22 protein-coding genes and 1 tRNA gene are annotated in these 18,077 nt (G+C 47.8%); 18 read left to right on the forward strand and 5 right to left on the reverse strand.

Going from position 1 to position 18,077, the window contains the following annotated elements:
- Positions 1-9 precede the first annotated feature (9 nt).
- The 8 genes from hisH to tatC all read left to right on the forward strand — a co-directional run bounded on the left by hisH (position 10) and on the right by tatC (position 4,428).
- Positions 10-660, forward strand: coding sequence for an imidazole glycerol phosphate synthase subunit HisH (gene hisH, locus MEALZ_RS00375; protein ID WP_014146596.1), 651 nt, complete (start codon positions 10-12; stop codon positions 658-660).
- 48 nt (positions 661-708) lie between these two features.
- Positions 709-1,446, forward strand: a complete 738-nt coding sequence (hisA, locus tag MEALZ_RS00380) for a 1-(5-phosphoribosyl)-5-[(5-phosphoribosylamino)methylideneamino]imidazole-4-carboxamide isomerase (RefSeq protein ID WP_014146597.1) — start codon at positions 709-711, stop codon at positions 1,444-1,446.
- A 3-nt stretch (positions 1,447-1,449) separates the two neighbouring features.
- Positions 1,450-2,226 carry an imidazole glycerol phosphate synthase subunit HisF gene (gene hisF / locus MEALZ_RS00385; RefSeq protein ID WP_014146598.1) on the forward strand — a complete coding sequence of 259 codons (777 nt, stop codon included), beginning with the start codon at positions 1,450-1,452 and terminating at the stop codon, positions 2,224-2,226.
- Positions 2,223-2,612, forward strand: coding sequence for a phosphoribosyl-AMP cyclohydrolase (gene hisI, locus MEALZ_RS00390; protein ID WP_014146599.1), 390 nt, complete (start codon positions 2,223-2,225; stop codon positions 2,610-2,612). Before hisF ends, hisI begins: the two co-directional genes overlap by 4 nt.
- A complete protein-coding gene (locus tag MEALZ_RS00395) occupies positions 2,609-2,926 on the forward strand; it encodes a phosphoribosyl-ATP diphosphatase (protein WP_014146600.1) in 318 nt (105 codons plus the stop codon). The genes hisI and MEALZ_RS00395 overlap by 4 nt, the downstream gene beginning before the upstream one ends.
- A gap of 186 nt (positions 2,927-3,112) precedes the next feature.
- A complete protein-coding gene (gene tatA / locus MEALZ_RS00400; RefSeq protein ID WP_014146601.1) occupies positions 3,113-3,325 on the forward strand; it encodes a twin-arginine translocase TatA/TatE family subunit in 213 nt (70 codons plus the stop codon).
- A 3-nt stretch (positions 3,326-3,328) separates the two neighbouring features.
- Positions 3,329-3,634, forward strand: coding sequence for a Sec-independent protein translocase protein TatB (gene tatB, locus MEALZ_RS00405; RefSeq protein ID WP_014146602.1), 306 nt, complete (start codon positions 3,329-3,331; stop codon positions 3,632-3,634).
- A gap of 5 nt (positions 3,635-3,639) precedes the next feature.
- On the forward strand, positions 3,640-4,428 hold the full coding sequence (gene tatC, locus MEALZ_RS00410) for a twin-arginine translocase subunit TatC (RefSeq protein ID WP_014146603.1): 789 nt from the start codon (positions 3,640-3,642) through the stop codon (positions 4,426-4,428).
- A gap of 25 nt (positions 4,429-4,453) precedes the next feature.
- Here tatC and MEALZ_RS00415 read toward each other — a convergent pair whose 3' ends face one another.
- Positions 4,454-5,071, reverse strand: coding sequence for a GDSL-type esterase/lipase family protein (locus tag MEALZ_RS00415; protein WP_014146604.1), 618 nt, complete (start codon positions 5,069-5,071; stop codon positions 4,454-4,456).
- 12 nt (positions 5,072-5,083) lie between these two features.
- On the opposite strand from MEALZ_RS00415, the gene MEALZ_RS00420 reads away from it, so the two are divergent.
- The gene (locus tag MEALZ_RS00420) at positions 5,084-5,821 is read left to right on the forward strand and encodes a pteridine reductase (protein ID WP_084685210.1); all 738 of its coding nucleotides are present in this window, start codon (positions 5,084-5,086) and stop codon (positions 5,819-5,821) included.
- Between the two features lie 31 nt (positions 5,822-5,852).
- Here the strand turns inward: MEALZ_RS00420 and MEALZ_RS00425 are convergent, their stop codons facing one another.
- From MEALZ_RS00425 to folB, 3 genes are all read right to left on the reverse strand, one after another.
- On the reverse strand, positions 5,853-6,692 hold the full coding sequence (locus tag MEALZ_RS00425) for a BUD32 family EKC/KEOPS complex subunit (RefSeq protein WP_014146606.1): 840 nt from the start codon (positions 6,690-6,692) through the stop codon (positions 5,853-5,855).
- Between the two features lie 527 nt (positions 6,693-7,219).
- Positions 7,220-7,735 carry a 2-amino-4-hydroxy-6-hydroxymethyldihydropteridine diphosphokinase gene (gene folK / locus MEALZ_RS00430; protein ID WP_014146607.1) on the reverse strand — a complete coding sequence of 172 codons (516 nt, stop codon included), beginning with the start codon at positions 7,733-7,735 and terminating at the stop codon, positions 7,220-7,222.
- A gap of 3 nt (positions 7,736-7,738) precedes the next feature.
- Positions 7,739-8,092: a dihydroneopterin aldolase gene (gene folB, locus MEALZ_RS00435; protein ID WP_014146608.1), complete on the reverse strand. Its 354-nt coding sequence runs from the start codon at positions 8,090-8,092 to the stop codon at positions 7,739-7,741.
- A gap of 136 nt (positions 8,093-8,228) precedes the next feature.
- On the opposite strand from folB, the gene plsY reads away from it, so the two are divergent.
- Entirely contained in the window at positions 8,229-8,804 is a 576-nt protein-coding gene (gene plsY, locus MEALZ_RS00440; protein ID WP_198482337.1) for a glycerol-3-phosphate 1-O-acyltransferase PlsY, read from the forward strand.
- Positions 8,805-8,985: 181 nt separating this feature from the next.
- On the opposite strand, the gene tsaD is transcribed toward plsY, so the two are convergent.
- Entirely contained in the window at positions 8,986-9,996 is a 1,011-nt protein-coding gene (tsaD, locus tag MEALZ_RS00445) for a tRNA (adenosine(37)-N6)-threonylcarbamoyltransferase complex transferase subunit TsaD (RefSeq protein WP_046060912.1), read from the reverse strand.
- Between the two features lie 105 nt (positions 9,997-10,101).
- Between tsaD and rpsU the strand changes: the two genes are divergently transcribed.
- The 8 genes from rpsU to metF all read left to right on the forward strand — a co-directional run bounded on the left by rpsU (position 10,102) and on the right by metF (position 18,005).
- On the forward strand, positions 10,102-10,335 hold the full coding sequence (gene rpsU / locus MEALZ_RS00450) for a 30S ribosomal protein S21 (protein WP_014146611.1): 234 nt from the start codon (positions 10,102-10,104) through the stop codon (positions 10,333-10,335).
- Positions 10,336-10,357: 22 nt separating this feature from the next.
- Positions 10,358-10,807 carry a GatB/YqeY domain-containing protein gene (locus MEALZ_RS00455; RefSeq protein WP_014146612.1) on the forward strand — a complete coding sequence of 150 codons (450 nt, stop codon included), beginning with the start codon at positions 10,358-10,360 and terminating at the stop codon, positions 10,805-10,807.
- A gap of 41 nt (positions 10,808-10,848) precedes the next feature.
- Entirely contained in the window at positions 10,849-12,573 is a 1,725-nt protein-coding gene (gene dnaG / locus MEALZ_RS00460) for a DNA primase (RefSeq protein WP_014146613.1), read from the forward strand.
- 87 nt (positions 12,574-12,660) lie between these two features.
- Positions 12,661-14,472 (forward strand): RNA polymerase sigma factor RpoD, encoded by a 1,812-nt coding sequence (gene rpoD / locus MEALZ_RS00465; RefSeq protein ID WP_014146614.1) that lies wholly within the window; start codon positions 12,661-12,663, stop codon positions 14,470-14,472.
- Positions 14,473-14,480: 8 nt separating this feature from the next.
- Positions 14,481-14,557: transfer RNA gene (locus MEALZ_RS00470), tRNA-Ile, on the forward strand.
- Positions 14,558-14,620: 63 nt separating this feature from the next.
- Positions 14,621-15,781 (forward strand): methionine adenosyltransferase, encoded by a 1,161-nt coding sequence (gene metK / locus MEALZ_RS00475; protein WP_014146615.1) that lies wholly within the window; start codon positions 14,621-14,623, stop codon positions 15,779-15,781.
- A 19-nt stretch (positions 15,782-15,800) separates the two neighbouring features.
- A complete protein-coding gene (gene ahcY, locus MEALZ_RS00480; protein WP_014146616.1) occupies positions 15,801-17,093 on the forward strand; it encodes an adenosylhomocysteinase in 1,293 nt (430 codons plus the stop codon).
- Positions 17,094-17,153: 60 nt separating this feature from the next.
- Positions 17,154-18,005, forward strand: a complete 852-nt coding sequence (metF, locus tag MEALZ_RS00485) for a methylenetetrahydrofolate reductase [NAD(P)H] (protein ID WP_014146617.1) — start codon at positions 17,154-17,156, stop codon at positions 18,003-18,005.
- Positions 18,006-18,077: the final 72 nt, after the last annotated feature.

Genomic DNA, 18,077 nt, shown 5'->3' on the forward strand with positions numbered 1-18,077 from the left:
ACCCTCACTATGTCATCAGTCGCAGTTATCGATTATGGAATGGGCAATCTGCATTCCATTGCTAAAGCTTTGCAACATGCGGACCCTCGTACCGAAGTCAGGGTCGTATCCGATATCGAATCTGTTTTGCGGGCCGATCGAGTCGTTTTCCCCGGCGTTGGGGCGATCGGCGATTGCATGCAAGCGCTCAATGCTTCAGGTCTTGCTTCGGCGATCAAGACTGCCGCGCAAGAAAAACCGATGCTCGGTATTTGTCTAGGCATGCAGGCCTTATTAACCGATAGTGAGGAAAGCGATGCGACAATGTGTTTGAATATCATTCCGGGCCACGTGCAGCGCTTTTCGGATAATCTTCAGGATAAAAACGGCGAACGGCTGAAAATTCCCCACATGGGTTGGAATCGGGTTAAGCAACAGCCGCATCCGCTTTGGCAAAATATCGAGCCGGGCAGCCGATTTTATTTTGTGCATAGTTATTATGCCGTTCCCGAGGATGAATCAGTCGTATCCGGTACTTCGGATTATCCGAAGCCATTTGCCTGTGCATTGGCAAAGGCAAATATTTTTGCCGTGCAATTTCACCCTGAAAAAAGTCAATCAGCCGGCTTACAGCTGTTGAAAAACTTTTTGCAGTGGGATGGGCAATTTAACGTTAATTGATAGGGCGTCCGGTTAATCCGGCATTAAAATCTTGAGGATGTTGATCTTATGTTGTTGATACCTGCAATCGATTTGAAAGAAGGAAAATGTGTCCGTTTGCGGCAGGGCAATATGGATGATGATACGGTGTTTTCGGACGATCCGGTGAGTGTTGCCGGGAAATGGGTCGAAGCCGGTGCGAAGCGTATTCACTTGGTGGACTTGGATGGTGCGTTTGCAGGTAAACCGAAAAATGCTGCGATTATCCGGAGTATTGTCGAAGCCTATCCGGATATACCGGTACAAATCGGCGGCGGTATTCGCGACGAGGATACGATTCAAGCGTATCTCGAAGCCGGTGTGCAATATGTCATCATCGGGACTAAAGCGGTCAGCGAGCCGCACTTTATCAAAGATGTCGCAATCGAATTTCCGGGGCATATCATCGTCGGACTCGATGCCAAAAACGGTAAAGTGGCCATCGACGGTTGGTCAAAACTTTCCCATCATGATGTCATCGATATGGCGCAGAAATTTGAGGCAGACGGTGTCGAAGCGATCATTTACACCGATATTTCACGCGATGGCATGATGAGCGGCGTCAATGTCGAGGCGACCGCCGAATTGGCCCGTTCGATCCGAATTCCGGTGATCGCCTCGGGCGGTATAACCAACTTGGACGATATCAGAGCGCTCGGCAAGCATGTAGGCGATGGTATTGTCGGTGCGATCACAGGGCGTGCAATCTATGAAGGAACGTTGGATTTTGCCGAAGCTGCGAAATTGGCCGAGTCTTTCGGCGATTGATTTATGAGTCTGGCTAAACGCATCATTCCTTGCTTGGATGTCGATAACGGGCGCGTCGTCAAGGGTGTAAAATTCGTCGATATCCGCGATGCCGGCGATCCGGTCGAAATCGCCAGGCGCTATGACCGAGAAGGCGCGGACGAACTGACTTTTCTTGATATTACTGCGACGCATCATGATCGCGATACGATCGTGCATGTGGTCGAACAAGTGGCCGGTGAGGTTTTTATTCCGTTGACGGTCGGCGGAGGTATCAGAACGCTCGAAGATATCCGGCGCATGTTGAATGCCGGCGCCGATAAAGTCGGTATCAATAGTGCGGCGGTAAGTAACCCCGAGTTTGTTCGCGAAGCGGCTTTGCGATTCGGCTCGCAGTGTATCGTCGTCGCGATCGACGCCAAAAAAGTTAGTGAAGCGGGGCAACCCGATCGCTGGGAAATATTTACTCATGGCGGCCGCAAGCCGACCGGTATCGATGCGGTCGAGTGGGCAAAAAAAATGACCGATTACGGTGCCGGCGAAATATTATTGACCAGCATGGATAGGGACGGAACGCGCGAAGGTTTCGATTTGGCTTTGACTCGCGCGGTCAGCGAGGCTGTGGCCGTGCCGGTGATTGCTTCCGGCGGAGTCGGTAATTTGGATCACTTGGCTGACGGCATTCTCGAAGGCAAGGCCGATGCGGTCTTGGCCGCGAGTATTTTTCATTTTGCCGAATATACCGTGCAGCAGGCCAAGGAGCACATGGCCGGAAAAGGTATCGAGGTGCGCTTGTCATGAGTGAAAGATGGCTTGATGAAATTCGCTGGACCAGTGACGGCTTAGTTCCTGTTATTGCGCAGCAAGCCGATAGCGGCAAGGTGATGATGTTTGCCTGGATGAACCGCGAATCGCTGGCGTTGACGGTCAGCGAAGGCTATGCGGTGTATTGGTCGCGTTCCCGTAACCGATTATGGCGCAAAGGCGAGGAATCGGGTCATCGGCAAAAAGTGCTCGGGGTTTATCTGGATTGCGATGAAGATGTTATTTTGCTGAAAATTGAACAGCAGGGCGGAATCGCTTGTCATACCGGCCGTGAAAGCTGTTTTTATCGAACCTTGAAAGACGAACAATGGCAAGCAGTCGAACCGGTTTTGAAAGACCCTCAAACGATCTATAAAAAATGAATCAAGTATTGCAAGAACTGGCTACAATTCTGGAGCAACGTAAAGAGGAGTCGGCCGACAAGTCTTACGTCGCAAGCCTGTATGCGAAAGGTTTGGATAGTATTTTAAAGAAGATCGGCGAGGAAGCGACCGAGACGGTCATGGCCGCGAAGGATGGCAATAAAGAAAAAATCGTTTACGAAACGGCCGATCTTTGGTTTCACAGCATGGTGATGTTGGCGCATCAAGGATTAGGGCCTGACGATGTGTTGCGCGAACTGCAACGCCGTTTCGGGCTGTCCGGACTCGAGGAAAAAGCGAGCCGGGGGAAATAGAGAAGGGTCAATGGATGGCGGAAAGCCATGTCTATTAGCGGGTTCATTGTGTCCTTCGTTTAAGCTTATGCTGCTGAATAGCCCGATGTATAAACACAAAAGCTAAAGTACGAACTCAATTTACGATTTTCCATTTACTATTCACCATCTATCATTCGCTATTCACTAATACAACCGGAGTTAAAAATGGGCATGAGTGTCACGCAATTGTTGATTATTTTGGTGATCGTGATTGTTTTGTTCGGTACCAAGCGCTTGCGCAATATCGGTTCGGATTTGGGCGGGGCGATCAAAAGTTTTCGTTCGGCGGTAAAAGACGGCGAGGAAAGTAAGCAACTGGCCGAGGACGACACCGAAAAGTCAAAAGAAAAAGCGCCGTCGGAGCAGGACAAAGTTTAAATTATGTTCGATGTCGGTTTTTGGGAATTAATTCTGATCGGCTTGGTCAGCTTATTGGTCATCGGGCCGGAGAGGCTGCCGAAAGCCGCCCGGATTGCCGGGTTTTGGGTGGGTAAATTGCGTAATACCGTTGCCTCGGTGAAAGCAGAAATCAAGCAGGAATTACAAGCCGAGGAAATTCGTCAAGTGCTGAAAGAGCAATCGGCGTTCGATGAGATACATAAAACCTTGGATGAAACCAAGGAAGCGGCACACTCGATTCAATCCAGCATTGAATCGGCTTCGGAAGAACAAAGTAAACCTAAGTAAATCCTATGAGCCGCGATAACTTCGACGAAACGCAAGAACAGCCTTTTATTTCCCATCTAATTGAACTGAGAAATCGTCTATTAAAGGTCGTTTTATCGGTTTTAGTCGTATTCCTCGGTTTAGCTTCTTATGCTAATGAAATCTATAGTTTTCTGGCGGGGCCGTTACTTGCCCACTTGCCGGAAAACAGCACGATGATCGCGATTGATGTCGCATCGCCCTTTTTTACACCCTTCAAGTTAGCTTTGGTACTGTCGGTTTTTATTGCGGTACCGATCATTCTGTATCAATTTTGGGCTTTTGTCGCTCCGGGGCTCTATAGAAACGAGCGTCGCATGATTTTGCCGCTCTTGATTGCAAGTACGTTTCTGTTCTATCTGGGCGTAGTGTTTGCTTATTTCGTTGTGTTTCCTTTGATCTTCGGCTTCCTGACCGCAGCCGCGCCGACCGGCGTCGCGGTAATGACCGATATCGCCAAATATCTGGATTTTGTGTTGACCTTGTTTTTTGCCTTTGGCTTGGCGTTCGAGGTGCCGATTTTTACGATTGTTTTGGTCTGGACCGGCCTGATTACCCCGAAAGCCTTGGCTGAAAAACGCCCTTATGTGATTGTCGGTGCTTTTATCATCGGAATGTTTTTGACGCCCCCGGATGCAATATCTCAGACCTTGTTGGCTATTCCGATGTGGCTTTTGTTCGAACTCGGTTTGCTGTTTTCCCGATTATTTGTGCGTAAGCCCGCTGAGGCGTTATCGGGTCAATTGCAGAGTTTTAACGATAGCGACAAAGATTGATAATTTTCAATTGTTTCGTTCAGTTTTAGGCTGGCGCCAACGCGCCTGTTTTAATCAATAAATCTCGAATTTTTTCAGCGAGCTTTCTGTAGCCGGCAGGATTCAGATGAACCGGGTCCGATTTGAATTCGGTACTGCCGAGTAATTCAGGCAGCGTATTCAGGTCTGCCGGAATGGCATGTTGCTCGGCTATGGTGCGATAAAATTCCGCACTATCCAACAAAAATAAGGCGGGCTTAGGGACGCCCATCATAATCACGCTGATTTTGCGTCGCTGTGCTTCTGCGATCATCGAGTTGAGATGGTCAATGGTTTCCTGGGTAGGAATTTTCCTTAGCATGTCGTTGCCGCCGTGAATCAATATCAACAAATCCGGGCGATATTCGTCGAGTAAGGCCGGCAAGCGTTGTGCCCCCGATTGGCTGGTTTCTCCAGGGAGGCCTTCGTTGATGACTTCGCGGGCTATCAATTTGGATAATACGCGAGGATAGTCGGCACCGTCAGACGCGCCGGTGCCATAAGTCAAGCTATCGCCGAATGCGAGAATGACTGCATTTTCGGGCAGCTCGGGAAGAGTGGGTGGCGATTCGCTACAAGCGTTAATTAATAAGTAAAATCCGATGAGTAGTATGGTTTTATTCATAAGCGAGAAGGGGTGTTCGTGCGCAAAAATGTATTGATTACCGGTGGCGCCAAGCGTATTGGCGCGGCCTGCGCGAAGTTGTTGCATGAAAGCGGGTTTAATATCTTGTTGCATTATAGATCATCGGAGAGTAGTGCTCGGCAGTTGTGCGATTTGTTGAACGACATTCGACTCGACTCGGCACAGACAATTAAGGCGGATTTGGCGGTAAAGGCTGAATTGTTATTGTTGGCCGATTATGCGAAAACGGCCTGGGGCGGTATCGATGCCTTGGTCAATAATGCGTCTTCGTTTTATCCGACCGGAATCGGCCAAGTTTCCGAGCATGACTGGGATGAGTTGATCGGCAGTAATCTCAAAGCGCCGTTTTTTTTAACTCAAGCCTTAATCAAGGAGCTTTCGGCAAGGCGGGGTTGTGTCGTGAATATTACCGATATTCATGCGGAACGGGGACTCAAAGGTTATCCGGTATATAGTATAGCCAAGGCCGGCTTAGTGGCGATGACCCGCGTTATGGCCAAGGAGCTAGGCCCGGACATCAGGGTCAACGCAGTGTCGCCCGGTGCAATTTTATGGCCGGAGCAGGATATGTCGGAAGCGGTTAAACAAGAAATTGTCGAACGGATTGCGCTGAAACGCAACGGCGCGCCCGAGGATATTGCTCGTGCAGTACGGTTTTTAATCAAGGACGCAGATTACATTACTGGCCAAGTCATTGCGGTCGATGGAGGGAGAACATTGTTTTGCTAACCCTTCAGCGAACGCATTTGGGGAATCGTCTTTAGTTGCCGTAGTTTCTTAGGGTTTTGAGGGTTTGGTAAGCGTATTTTGCATCCTTTCCTAAATAACGGTGCAGCAAAGCAAGCAGTCCGTAAATCAGCCAAACTTGTCTTGCGAAGGAAAGGGTATTGCGCCAAGTCGAATTAGGCGCCAGCTGTCGGTAGGATTCGATTGCTTCTAGGATCATGGTTCGATCATCGGCTAGGTATCGATGTAAGCTATGGAAATAAAGCAAGGCATCGCGCATCATGCATTGATCCGGAGTCAGTATGCTGCTCGGATCTTCTTCGAAATCTAAAAAACCGAAGGATTGACCATCGTAAGCCATGTCTCTGAAAGCGGGGCGGCCGTGCCAGAGCCCTTGACTGTGAAGCAAGGCCAATTGTTCGGAGGCCTTTTTGACGATTGTGCATTTTTGTTCCCTAGAAACTTTGGAGTCTCTAATCCAGCCCGTCAATGGGCGGCCGATATCATTAAGCATGAACCAGCCCTTGCCTTCGGCAACGATTTGAGGAACGCTAATGCCTAAAGCAGCAAGCTTTCTCAAGCGGCTAGCCTCGGCTTTCAATGCCTCGGGCCCTCCTGTTGCGACGGTGGACTTTAGCAAGGGGTTGCGGCTCAGTATCGCGACAACGGTTCCTAGCCAATGCCAAATGCTACGGTGAGCAATCTGGCTCTGTTTAATCCAAAAAGCTTGTTGTTGATGATAAATCTTGAAGGTCCTTGCGCCTGCGTGTTCTTGCAATTGTTGTTTCGCCAATCGATGTAAATCTGCGCTAAACGACTCGAGAGATTTATCGAGTTCGCGGTTTGTGGGTGAAGGGGACGAGGACGAGGTCATCGTAAATTTATAGCGATTGATAATGAACTATATTGGGATATTAGGTAGGTATGAAAAAAACTAATCGATTCGATTTTTTATCGCGTAAATTTGAATAGCATATAGAAAAAAAGTATAGCCTAAATTTTAATAAAGAATAACGAAGTTAAAAATATAGGTCCTTAATTAAGGGGCGTGCTTTAATAGATTTGGCACCCCATAGGCCTTCTGCGTTGCACAAACAGTTATACCCATCGCAGATCAAAATTCGGCGCCAGAGAGTGTCCGTCAAAGGACGCCGTGAATACATCCCTGTAGGCTCTATGCCAGTTCTATGCTGGCAAAGCCTTTGCCGCACACCCCTGGCGGCGCCTCAGGCACTGCCGAAATTTGAAGTGCGAAAGGTATAGTACCTAAATTTCATAGTCTATTAGCCTATGGTTAATTGTCTTGGATAATTTAGGTGCTGGGTTCACGGCGTCCTGCCAAGCGAGTTACCGACCCCCAACAAAGCGCATAGATCCAGGACGTTACTTATCATGAAATCCTTAATTTATTCCATCTCTGTTTCTAAGAGGCCAATTAGGCAGAATGCGCGCTTGTTTGAGATTGCTTTTATCTAGATTTTTCCATAATTCTTTATAAGATAATCGGCTAATCGGATGTTTGCTGTCCGGAGCAATTTCTGCGAGCGGTTCAAGGACGAAGGCGTATTGTTCGATTTCCTTACGCGGTATTTGTAATCGACCATCTTCGATAATTAGATCATCGTATAGCAGTAAATCAAGATCTAGTGTTCGCGCGGAAAATTTTTTACTGTCGCGAACCCTGCCATGCTCTAGTTCGATTTGTTTGAGTATCTTGGCTACGTTTTTGACATCGATATCGGTGTCGAACCCCACAACGAGGTTATAAAAATTATCGCCGCTGAAGCCGACCGCTTCCGATTCGTAAGTGCTGGAAATGATCAGTTCGCCGAAATGATTTTTGAGCGCACGTAGGCTTGAAGGAATATTGGTTTCCCGGTCGATATTGCTGCCTATGCTGATGTAGCATCGCGCCATGATTTATTTTTCACCTCGTTCGATGATAATGCCGACATCGCTGGCTCCGCGAATGGCGCCTTTTTTGTTTAATACGATTTTTACCCATGGTACATGAAATTCGCTTTGTATCAGTTTAGCAATTTCTTCGATTAATTTTTCGACTAGAAAAAATTCGCTCGCTTCGACAAACGAGATAATGCGTTTGGAAACGGATTTATAGTCGAGGGCATGCTTGATATCGTCGGTCTCGGCTGCTTTGCTAATATCGAAGGCCATTTGGATATCTAGCACTACGGTTTGTTTTTGGGTTCTTTCCCAGTCATAGATGCCAATGATCGTTTCGATTTCCAGACCACCTAAAAAAATGATGTCCATTGAGTTTTCCGTTTATTATGTCGTTGAGTTATTATCGATATAAGAATGATATAAGGCAAATTTATAGCAATTAACCGTAAATATCATCAAATTTATTGAATATTGGGGGAAATATAGTTCTATGTTGATAGGTGAAATAATGCTTGAAGGGTTGTTTGTGCTGTTCGCGTATTTGGCAGGTTCGGTTTCGAGTGCGATTATTGTTTGTCGAATTATGGGCTTGCCTGATCCTCGTGAGCAGGGGTCCGGAAATCCCGGAGCGACGAATGTGATGAGAATCGGCGGAAAAAAAGCGGCCGGCATTACGTTGTTAGGCGATATGTTGAAGGGCTTATTGCCGGTGTATTTGGCAAAAATACTGGGCATGCCTGTCGATGCGTTGGCCTTGATCGGGTTGGCGGCATTTCTTGGGCATTTGTATCCGGTTTTTTTTGGATTCAAAGGCGGTAAAGGGGTCGCGACATCGGTTGGTGTATTGCTGGGTTTTTCATGGGCATTAGGCTTCGCGGTCATTGCAACTTGGCTATTAATTTATAAAATTTCCAAGATTTCGTCTTTATCGGCTTTGATTGCATCGAGCTTATCGTCCGCGTATGCATGGTATATTGTCGAGAGTCCAGGTCTGGTCGGGTCTTGTGTGTTGATGACCGTATTATTATTGTGGCGTCATAAAAGTAACATACAAAGGCTATTGGCCGGCGAGGAGAGCTAAATTAAGCGGGGATAGTTCGATGGCTTATAATTTTAGTTAGCAGTTAGCAGTTAGCAGTTAGCAGTTAGCAGTTAGCAGTTCGGGGGAGTTTTACGAGGATGTCGGCAGCGGCGGTCCTCGACAGATACGCCCCGCACCTTCAACAAAGTCGAACTATATTTTAAGTATAAAAAGTAGTCAGTTAAACCGGCGGCAGTTCTTCAATCGGCCAGCGTGCGCGTGCCAATATAACGCTTCCCTGGTGTTGATCGGCTATCAAGCGCTGGCAACCGGCATACGCAATCATTGCGCCGTTATCCGTGCAAAATTCAGGTCGTGGAAAATAAATTAGGGCTTGTTCTTTGTCGGCCATTTCCGTCAAAGATTGACGAATAACCGAATTAGCGCTGACGCCGCCGGCCACGACCAGTTTATCCAATCGGGTTTGTTGTAGTGCGCGTTTGCATTTGATGCTTAATGTTTCGGCAACGGCGGTCTGAAATGCCAAAGCGATGTCGGCTTTGTCCTGATCGGATTGCGCTGTGTCGTGCAATGCATTCATTGTGTAAGTTTTTAGGCCGCTGAAACTGAAATCGAGCCCGGGTCGGTCGGTCATCGGCCTTGGGAATTTAAAGCGTGGCGTACCGCGTTTGGCTAGTTCGGATAGTTTGGGGCCTCCGGGATAACCCAGGCCGAGCATTTTGGCGGTTTTGTCGAAGGCTTCGCCGGCAGCGTCGTCGAGCGATTCTCCTAATAAGTGATATCGGCCAATACCTTTAACTTCGACCAGCATCGTATGACCTCCCGAAATCAACAGGGCTAGAAATGGAAATGACGGCGGATTGTTTTCCAGCATTGGCGCGAGTAAGTGCCCTTCCATATGATGAACTGCGATCGCCGGTTTGCGCCAAGCCCAAGCTAAGCTGTTTGCCGTAGCCGCGCCGACTAGCAAGGCGCCCATTAGTCCCGGCCCCGCTGTATAGGCAATACCGCCGATATCTCGGCTCGTTAGTCCGGCTTCGTTCATGCATTGTTTGATCAGCGGGACGAGTTTGCGAATATGATCGCGCGAGGCCAGTTCGGGAACGACGCCGCCGTATTCGCTGTGCATGTCGATTTGACTGTAGAGCAAATGGTTGATGAGACCTTTTTCGGAATGATAAATGGCGACTCCGGTTTCATCGCAGGAAGTTTCTAAGCCTAAAACGTACATGGATTTTTGAAAAAATGCTAAGAGGGCGTATAATAACGAGTTCATTTTTATATAGGGACTATCGTCCCTCGATTTTTAAATATTAACACAGTTGGATCATTAATAATGCCGTCAGTAAAAGTTAAAGAAAACGAACCATTCGATATTGCTATTCGCCGTTTTAAGCGTGCTTGCGAGAAAGCCGGTGTTCTGTCCGAAGTCAGACGTCGTGAATTCTATGAAAAACCCACTGCCGAACGTAAAAGAAAAGGTGCGGCGGCGATCAAGCGTCATTTAAAAAAATTGGCTCGCGAACGTTATGCGTTGAAAAATCTGCGCCGCGGTCGTCCGCAATTATAATTCGACCGGAATTGATATTGGTATGGAATTATTAAAAGACCGTATCAAGGAAGATATGAAAGCCGCCATGAAGGGCGGCGATAAAGCGAGACTTGCCGTGATACGTTTAATCATGGCGGCCATCAAACAGCTCGAGGTCGATGAGCGTATCGAACTCGATAATGATCAGATCATTGCCGTGCTCGATAAAATGGTCAAGCAGCGACGAGAGTCGATTAGGCAGTACTCAGGGGCAAACCGCATGGATTTGGCCGAGGTCGAAGAAGCCGAGATTTTGGTGATTCAGGACTATCTGCCGCAGGCACTAACCGAGCAGGAAATCGATCAAATGGTTGCCGAAGCGGTTGAGCAATCCGGTGCCGAATCGGTTAAAGATATGGGTAAAGTGATGGGGTTGCTGAGGAATAAAATGCAAGGCCGCGCCGATATGTCGATCGTTAGTGCAAAAATTAAAGCCGTTTTAGCAGGGTGATAGTCCGATTCGTCTATTAAAGTTTGAGTTCCGGGTAATCTATGTCCGGTAGAATCCCTCGAGACTTTATTAATGATCTCCTACTGCGAGTTGACATCGTTGATTTAATCGACTCGCACGTTCCTTTAAAAAAAACGGGTAGCAACTTTGTAGCGCGCTGTCCGTTTCACACAGAAAAAACGCCTAGTTTTTCGGTTAATCGTAAAAAACAGTTCTTTTATTGTTTTGGTTGCGGCGCCAGCGGCAATGCCATCAGCTTCTTGATGGATTTTAGCCATTTGGATTTTGTCGAGGCGGTCGAAGATCTGGCTGCATTTGTCGGTGTTTCGGTGCCGCGCGAGTCAATTGTAGTGCCGGTAGGAAGCTCCCGGAGCGATGTCGGCCCGCTCTACGACTTGATGGATCAGGTGGCCGCATTTTATGCTGAACAATTAGTGAGCGGAGACGGCAAGAAGGCGATCGATTATTTAAAGCGTCGTGGTGTTAGCGGTGCAATCGCTAAGGCGTATCAATTGGGTTATGCGCCTGAAGGCTGGAATACATTGGCTTCTCGTTTCAATTTTGAGGCGCTTACTAAAGCCGGTTTGCTGGTTAGCAAGGAGGGCGGGGGCGGATATGATCGCTTCCGCGGTAGAGTCATGTTCCCTATCCGCGATAAGCGTGGGCGCGTCGTGGGTTTCGGTGCAAGAGTGCTGGATGATTCTTTGCCGAAATACTTGAATTCACCGGAAACGCCCATATTTTCTAAAGGTAATGAAGTTTACGGGCTTTATGAATTACTGCAAACCCATTCAAGGCCGGAGCGGATTCTGGTAGTCGAGGGCTATATGGATGTGGTGGCTTTGGCTCAGTTCGGTATTGGCTATGCCGTTGCGACTTTAGGTACGTCAACGTCCAAGGCGCATATGGAATTATTGTTCCGTTTCAGTTCGGAATTAGTGTTTTGTTTCGATGGCGACAAAGCCGGAAAAGAGGCGGCTTGGCGTGCGATGGAGGCAACTTTTCCCTGTCTGAAAGATGGTCGGCAGGTAAAAATTATGCTGTTGCCCGAAGGGCAGGATCCCGATTCGTTGATTAGGGAGGAAGGTGTTGCCGCATTCGAGCGAGGTATTGCTTCGGCTGCAACGCTATCCGAATATTTTTTCGGTCGAGTTCAAGACGAATTGTCGCTGGAGTCGATGGAGGGGCGTGCGCAGTTGATTAGCCGTTCGAAAAAGTATTTAGAGCAATTGCCGGTCGGCGTATTCAGGGAGATGATGTATCAAAGACTTCAGGGTTTATCGGGTTTCAATAAACTGGACGTTTTAGAAAATACGGCTACACTCTCAAGGGTGCCCAAGGCTGCTGTCCATAGGGATAAAAAGCGTTTATCTCCTGCAAGGGTGGCAATCTCATTGCTGTTGCAAAATCCCGAATTAATCGAGGTTGTCGAGCAAAAAGAGCTTGATTGGGAGAGTTTGAACTTTCCCGGCAAAGAGTTGTTTAAGGAGGTTGTCGATCTGATTTCGAGCGAATATCCGAAAAATCTTTCCATGCTTTTAGAATTGTTTCGCGGACGAAACAGCGAGAAAGTCGTGAAGCAACTGGTTTTTTTGGATGTGATGGTTCCCGAGGAAGGGGTTCGTGCCGAATTTTCAGACGCTTTGGAGCGATTGAATGCGCAAGCGAGAGAAAGTCGTATTGAGCAGTTATTAGAAAAAGAGTCGGCGGAAGGCTTAAGTCGAGAGGAGCGAGAAGTATTAGGGAGATTACTGGTAAGCCGATAAAAGGGAATTCGTATTAACATAAAAAAGAATATGTTGTATAATTTCCTGTTCAGCGTAATTGTGCTGATCGTATTCTGTGAGTGAGTGATGAATCAAGAACAACAGCAGTCCCAACTTAAACAATTGATAGCCAAAGGTAAAGCACAAGGTTACTTGACGTATGCCGAGGTTAACGATCATTTGCCCAGCGATATTGCCGATCCGGAACAGATAGAAGATATCATCGGTATGATCAACGACATGGGTATTCAAGTTTATGAGGATGCCCCCGATGAAGACTCGCTCATTACCGACGGCGCAGCGGTTACCGGCGATGAGGATGATGATGACGAAGTAGCGGCATTAGCCTCGGTTGATAGCGAGTTCGGCAGAACTACCGATCCGGTTCGCATGTATATGAGGGAAATGGGATCGGTTGAATTACTGAACCGGGAAGACGAATTAAAAATCGCCAAACGCATAGAAGAAGGGCAGCAACAGGTTGTCAGAGCGATTTCGCGATCCTGTAAAGTCGTTGATGAATTCATTAGAGACTTCGATTCCATATCGGATGAAGAGGGCGGTATTCGTTTGACGGACTTGGTTTCCGGCTTCGTTGATCTTAGTGAGCCGGAGACGGTTTTTAGTAGTCAAGCGGCTAATGACGACTCGGTCGATGAGGACGCCGACGAAGATGAGGTCAAAGGGCTTGACTATAATGATGTCAAGGAAAAAGTCGAAGTGCTGCGTAAGCTGCATAAATCGGCGGCTGCGGCAATCAAGAAACATGGTTATGGCGATCCTAAGGTCAATGAAAAGCTAGATGAGCTTGCAGAAAGTTTTATCGAGTTTAAATGGGCTCCGCAATATTTTAAAAGGTTGACGGCTACCGTTTCAGAGGCGGTCGCCCTTATCCGTGAAAAGGAAAGGTTAATAGCGGATCTGTGTGTCAATGAAGCCAAAATGACACGCAAAGAATTTATTATTGCAATGACCGGTCATGAGACTGATTACGAATGGTTGGTTCAATATCTGCGATCGACAGGTATTGATAATCAGGTCATCGCGGAGAATGAGCAGGAAGTCAAGAAGGCGCAATCGGTATTAGCCGATATCGCCAGTACTTATGGCTTGTCCGTTAGCGACATCAAGGATATTAATCGTCGTATGTCGATTGGCGAAGCAAAAGTCAGGCGCGCTAAGAAGGAGATGATCGAAGCGAACTTGCGCTTGGTGATTTCGATCGCAAAAAAATATACCAACCGCGGCTTGCAATTCCTAGATCTGATTCAAGAAGGCAATATCGGCTTAATGAAAGCGGTCGATAAATTCGAGTACCGACGCGGCTATAAGTTTTCGACTTATGCGACCTGGTGGATCAGGCAGGCGATCACGCGTTCGATTGCCGATCAGGCCAGAACGATTAGAATTCCGGTGCATATGATTGAAACGATCAATAAATTAAACCGGATTTCAAGGCAGATTCTGCAAGAATTGGGTCGCGAGGCGACCCCGGAAGAACTGGCCGAGCGCATGGAAATGCCTGAAGATAAAGTTCGTAAGGTATTGAAAATTGCGAAAGAACCGATTTCTATGGAAACACCGATCGGCGACGATGAAGATTCTCATTTGGGAGATTTCATAGAAGATGCTAAAGTATTGTCCCCCATTGAATCGGCGACGATTGCAGGGCTTAGAGAGTCGACCCAAAGTGTGTTGGCCGGCTTGACCGCTAGAGAAGCAAAAGTCTTGAGAATGCGATTTGGGATTAATATGAATACCGATCACACTTTGGAAGAGGTTGGTAAACAGTTTGATGTGACTCGCGAAAGGATACGGCAAATAGAAGCAAAAGCCTTAAGAAAATTGAGACATCCGTCGAGATCCGAACAATTGCGCTGCTTCTTGGATGGCGAATAAAAATTTAAGGGCCCTTAGCTCAGTTGGTTAGAGCGTCCGACTCATAATCGGCAGGTCGTAGGTTCAAGTCCTACAGGGCCCACCATCATTTGAAAGGCTGCTAATGCAGCCTTTTGTGTATTAGACATTAGATAGTAAAGGCGGTGTCGTGAGCAATAATTTTATTTTTACATCAGAATCGGTTTCGGAAGGTCATCCGGATAAAGTTGCGGATCAAATTTCCGATGCGGTATTGGATGCACTCCTAGAGCAAGATCCGCGCTCGCGGGTGGCCTGCGAAACGATGGTTAAAACCGGTATGGTTATTCTAGCCGGCGAAATCACGACCGATGCATGGGTGGATACCGAAGCGCTGGTCAGAAAAGTCGTCTGCGATATCGGCTACGATCATGGCGACATCGGTTTCGACGGACAAAGTTGCGCGGTCTTAAACGCAATCGGCAAGCAGTCGTCCGATATCGCGATGGGCGTCGACGAGTCCGACAATCATGAACAAGGTGCGGGCGACCAAGGCTTGATGTTCGGTTATGCGACTAATGAAACCGACGTGTTGATGCCGGCTCCGATCACTTATTCTCATTTGTTGGTCAAACGCCAATCCGAAGTTCGTAAAAATAAAACCCTGCCATGGCTTAGACCGGATGCGAAAAGTCAAATTACTTTCCGCTATGAGAACAATAAGCCGGTCGCGATCGACGCAGTCGTATTGTCGACCCAACATTCTCCGGAAATCGGTGCCAAACAAATTCATGAAGCAGTCATGGACGAGATTATTTTGCATGTTTTGCCCAAGGAATGGTTGCACAAAGACACCAAATATTACATCAATCCGACCGGTAATTTCGTGATCGGCGGGCCGGTCGGCGATTGCGGTTTGACCGGTCGTAAAATCATCGTCGATACCTACGGTGGGATGGCAAGACACGGCGGCGGCGCATTTTCCGGCAAGGACCCTTCGAAGGTGGATAGGTCTGCAGCTTACATGGCACGCTACGTCGCAAAAAACATTGTTGCAGCAGGACTTGCCGAGCGCTGTGAAATTCAAGTTTCCTATGCGATCGGTGTTGCCGAGCCGACTTCGATCAGCGTCGAGACTTTCGGGACCGGAAAAGTCGGCGAAGAAAGATTGGTACAGATTATTCGGGATCATTTCGATTTAAGGCCGAAAGGCTTGATTGCTGCGTTGGACTTATTGAGACCGATTTATCAAGCGACAGCGGCATACGGTCATTTCGGTAGAACCGAAGCGTCGTTCAGTTGGGAAAAAACCGATAAAGCCGATGCATTGCGAGATGCGGCCGGACTTTAAGTAAATTTAGGAGATAACAATGACTCAACCGGACTACAAAATCGCGGATATTAACCTGGCCGAGTGGGGCCGTAAGGAAATCAATATCGCCGAAACCGAAATGCCGGGCTTGATGGCTTTGCGCGAAGAATTCGGCGGTGAGCAGCCGCTGAAAGGCGCGCGCATTGCCGGCTGTTTGCATATGACGATTCAGACGGCAGTATTGATCGAAACCTTGATCGCACTGGGGGCCGAAGTTCGCTGGTCGTCCTGCAATATTTTTTCAACACAGGATCATGCGGCTGCGGCGATTGCCGCCAAAGGTATTCCGGTTTTCGCTTGGAAAGGCGAAACCGAGGAAGAAGCCGAATGGTGTATTGTGCAAACGATCGAAGGCCCGAACGGCTGGCGTCCGAATATGATTTTGGATGATGGGGGCGATTTGACGTTGATGATGCATCAACAATATCCTGAACTGATGGCCGATGTCAAAGGGCTTTCCGAGGAAACGACCACGGGCGTGTTGCGGCTAACCGAAATGGTTGCCAAAGGCAAGCTGATGGTCCCGGCCTTCAATGTCAATGATTCGGTCACCAAATCGAAATTCGATAATCTTTACGGCTGTCGCGAATCCTTGGTTGACGGTATCAAGCGCGCGACCGATGTCATGATTGCCGGTAAAATTGCAGTCGTCTGCGGTTATGGCGACGTCGGCAAAGGCTGTGCGCAATCGTTACGTGGCTTGGGTGCGACCGTATGGATTACCGAAATCGATCCGATTTGCGCCTTACAGGCGGCGATGGAAGGTTATCGTGTCGTCACATTGGAAGACGCCGCGCCGATCGCCAATATTTTTGTCACGGCGACCGGTAATTTCAATGTCATTACGCATGACCATATGGCGGCGATGCGGGATCAAGCCATTGTCTGCAATATCGGGCATTTCGATTCCGAGATCGAAATTTCTTCGTTGCGTCAATACCAATGGGAAAACATCAAGCCGCAAGTCGATCATGTTATCTTCCCGGATGGAAAGCGTTTAATCGTATTAGCCGAAGGGCGTTTAGTTAATTTAGGTTGTGCGACAGGTCATCCAAGCTTTGTCATGTCTAACTCGTTCTGCAATCAGGTTTTGGCGCAAATCGAACTATGGAACCATGCGGATAAATACGAGAATAAAGTTTATGTATTGCCTAAAAAATTGGATGAAAAAGTCGCCGCGTTGCATCTAAATCAATTGGGTGTGAAATTGACCCGGTTGACTGAGAAGCAAGCCGAGTACATCAATGTGCCGACGGATGGACCGTTCAAGCCCGAACATTACCGTTATTGATCGATGTAGACACGGACAAGCCATTGATTGGTTTGTCTGTTGTTTCAATACTCTGAAATCATGCAAACACAACAAAAATATCCCAAGCTGTTCAGTTTCGAATTTTATCCGCCCAAGACCGAAGCCGGCGAGGAAAGTTTGCAGGCGGTACATAAAAAATTGAGCCGATTGAATCCCGATTTCTTTTCGGTGACTTTCGGCGCCGGCGGGTCGACGCGGGATAAGACCTTCGATACGGTTGTCAAAATTCAAGAACGCGGCGTTGCTGCGGCGCCTCATCTGTCTTGCGTTGCATCGACGCATGAAAATATCAGAGAGATTTTGCACGGTTATCGTTCGAACGGGATAAAAAAAATCGTCGCGTTGAGAGGCGATTTGCCGTCCGGGATGATGTCGGCCGGGCAATTTCGTTATGCCAATGAATTGGTCGACTTTATTCGTAGCGAAACCGGCGATTATTTTCAGATTCATGTCGCAGCATACCCCGAGACCCATCCTCAGGCGCGAAGTGCTGCCGAAGATTTAAAGAATTTCAAACGCAAAGTCGATGCCGGTGCGAATGCTGCGATTACGCAGTATTTTTATAACGCCGAGTCTTATTTTTATTTTGTCGATGCCTGCGAAAAAATGGGTATCGATATTCCGATTGTTCCCGGCATCATGCCGATTACTAATTATTCGCAATTATTCCGTTTTTCCGATATGTGCGGCGCGGACATTCCACGCTGGTTGAGGAAAAAACTGGAAGGCTTTGGCGACGATAGGGAGCAAATCATCGCGTTCGGTTGCGATGTCGTAACCCGTTTATGTCAACAATTGTTGGATAATGGCGCCCCGGGATTGCATTTTTATACGATGAATCAATCCGCGCCAACGTTGGCGATTTGGAATAATTTGAATTTATCGGATTAATCAAAGAAGGATGGGCGGTTTATCGAGAAAAGGGCGAAAGCCCTTTTTTTGTGACCGCGCGAAGTATAACTC

Origin of the sequence: Methylotuvimicrobium alcaliphilum 20Z (genome assembly GCF_000968535.2) — a bacterium.
Classification (GTDB): domain Bacteria; phylum Pseudomonadota; class Gammaproteobacteria; order Methylococcales; family Methylomonadaceae; genus Methylotuvimicrobium; species Methylotuvimicrobium alcaliphilum.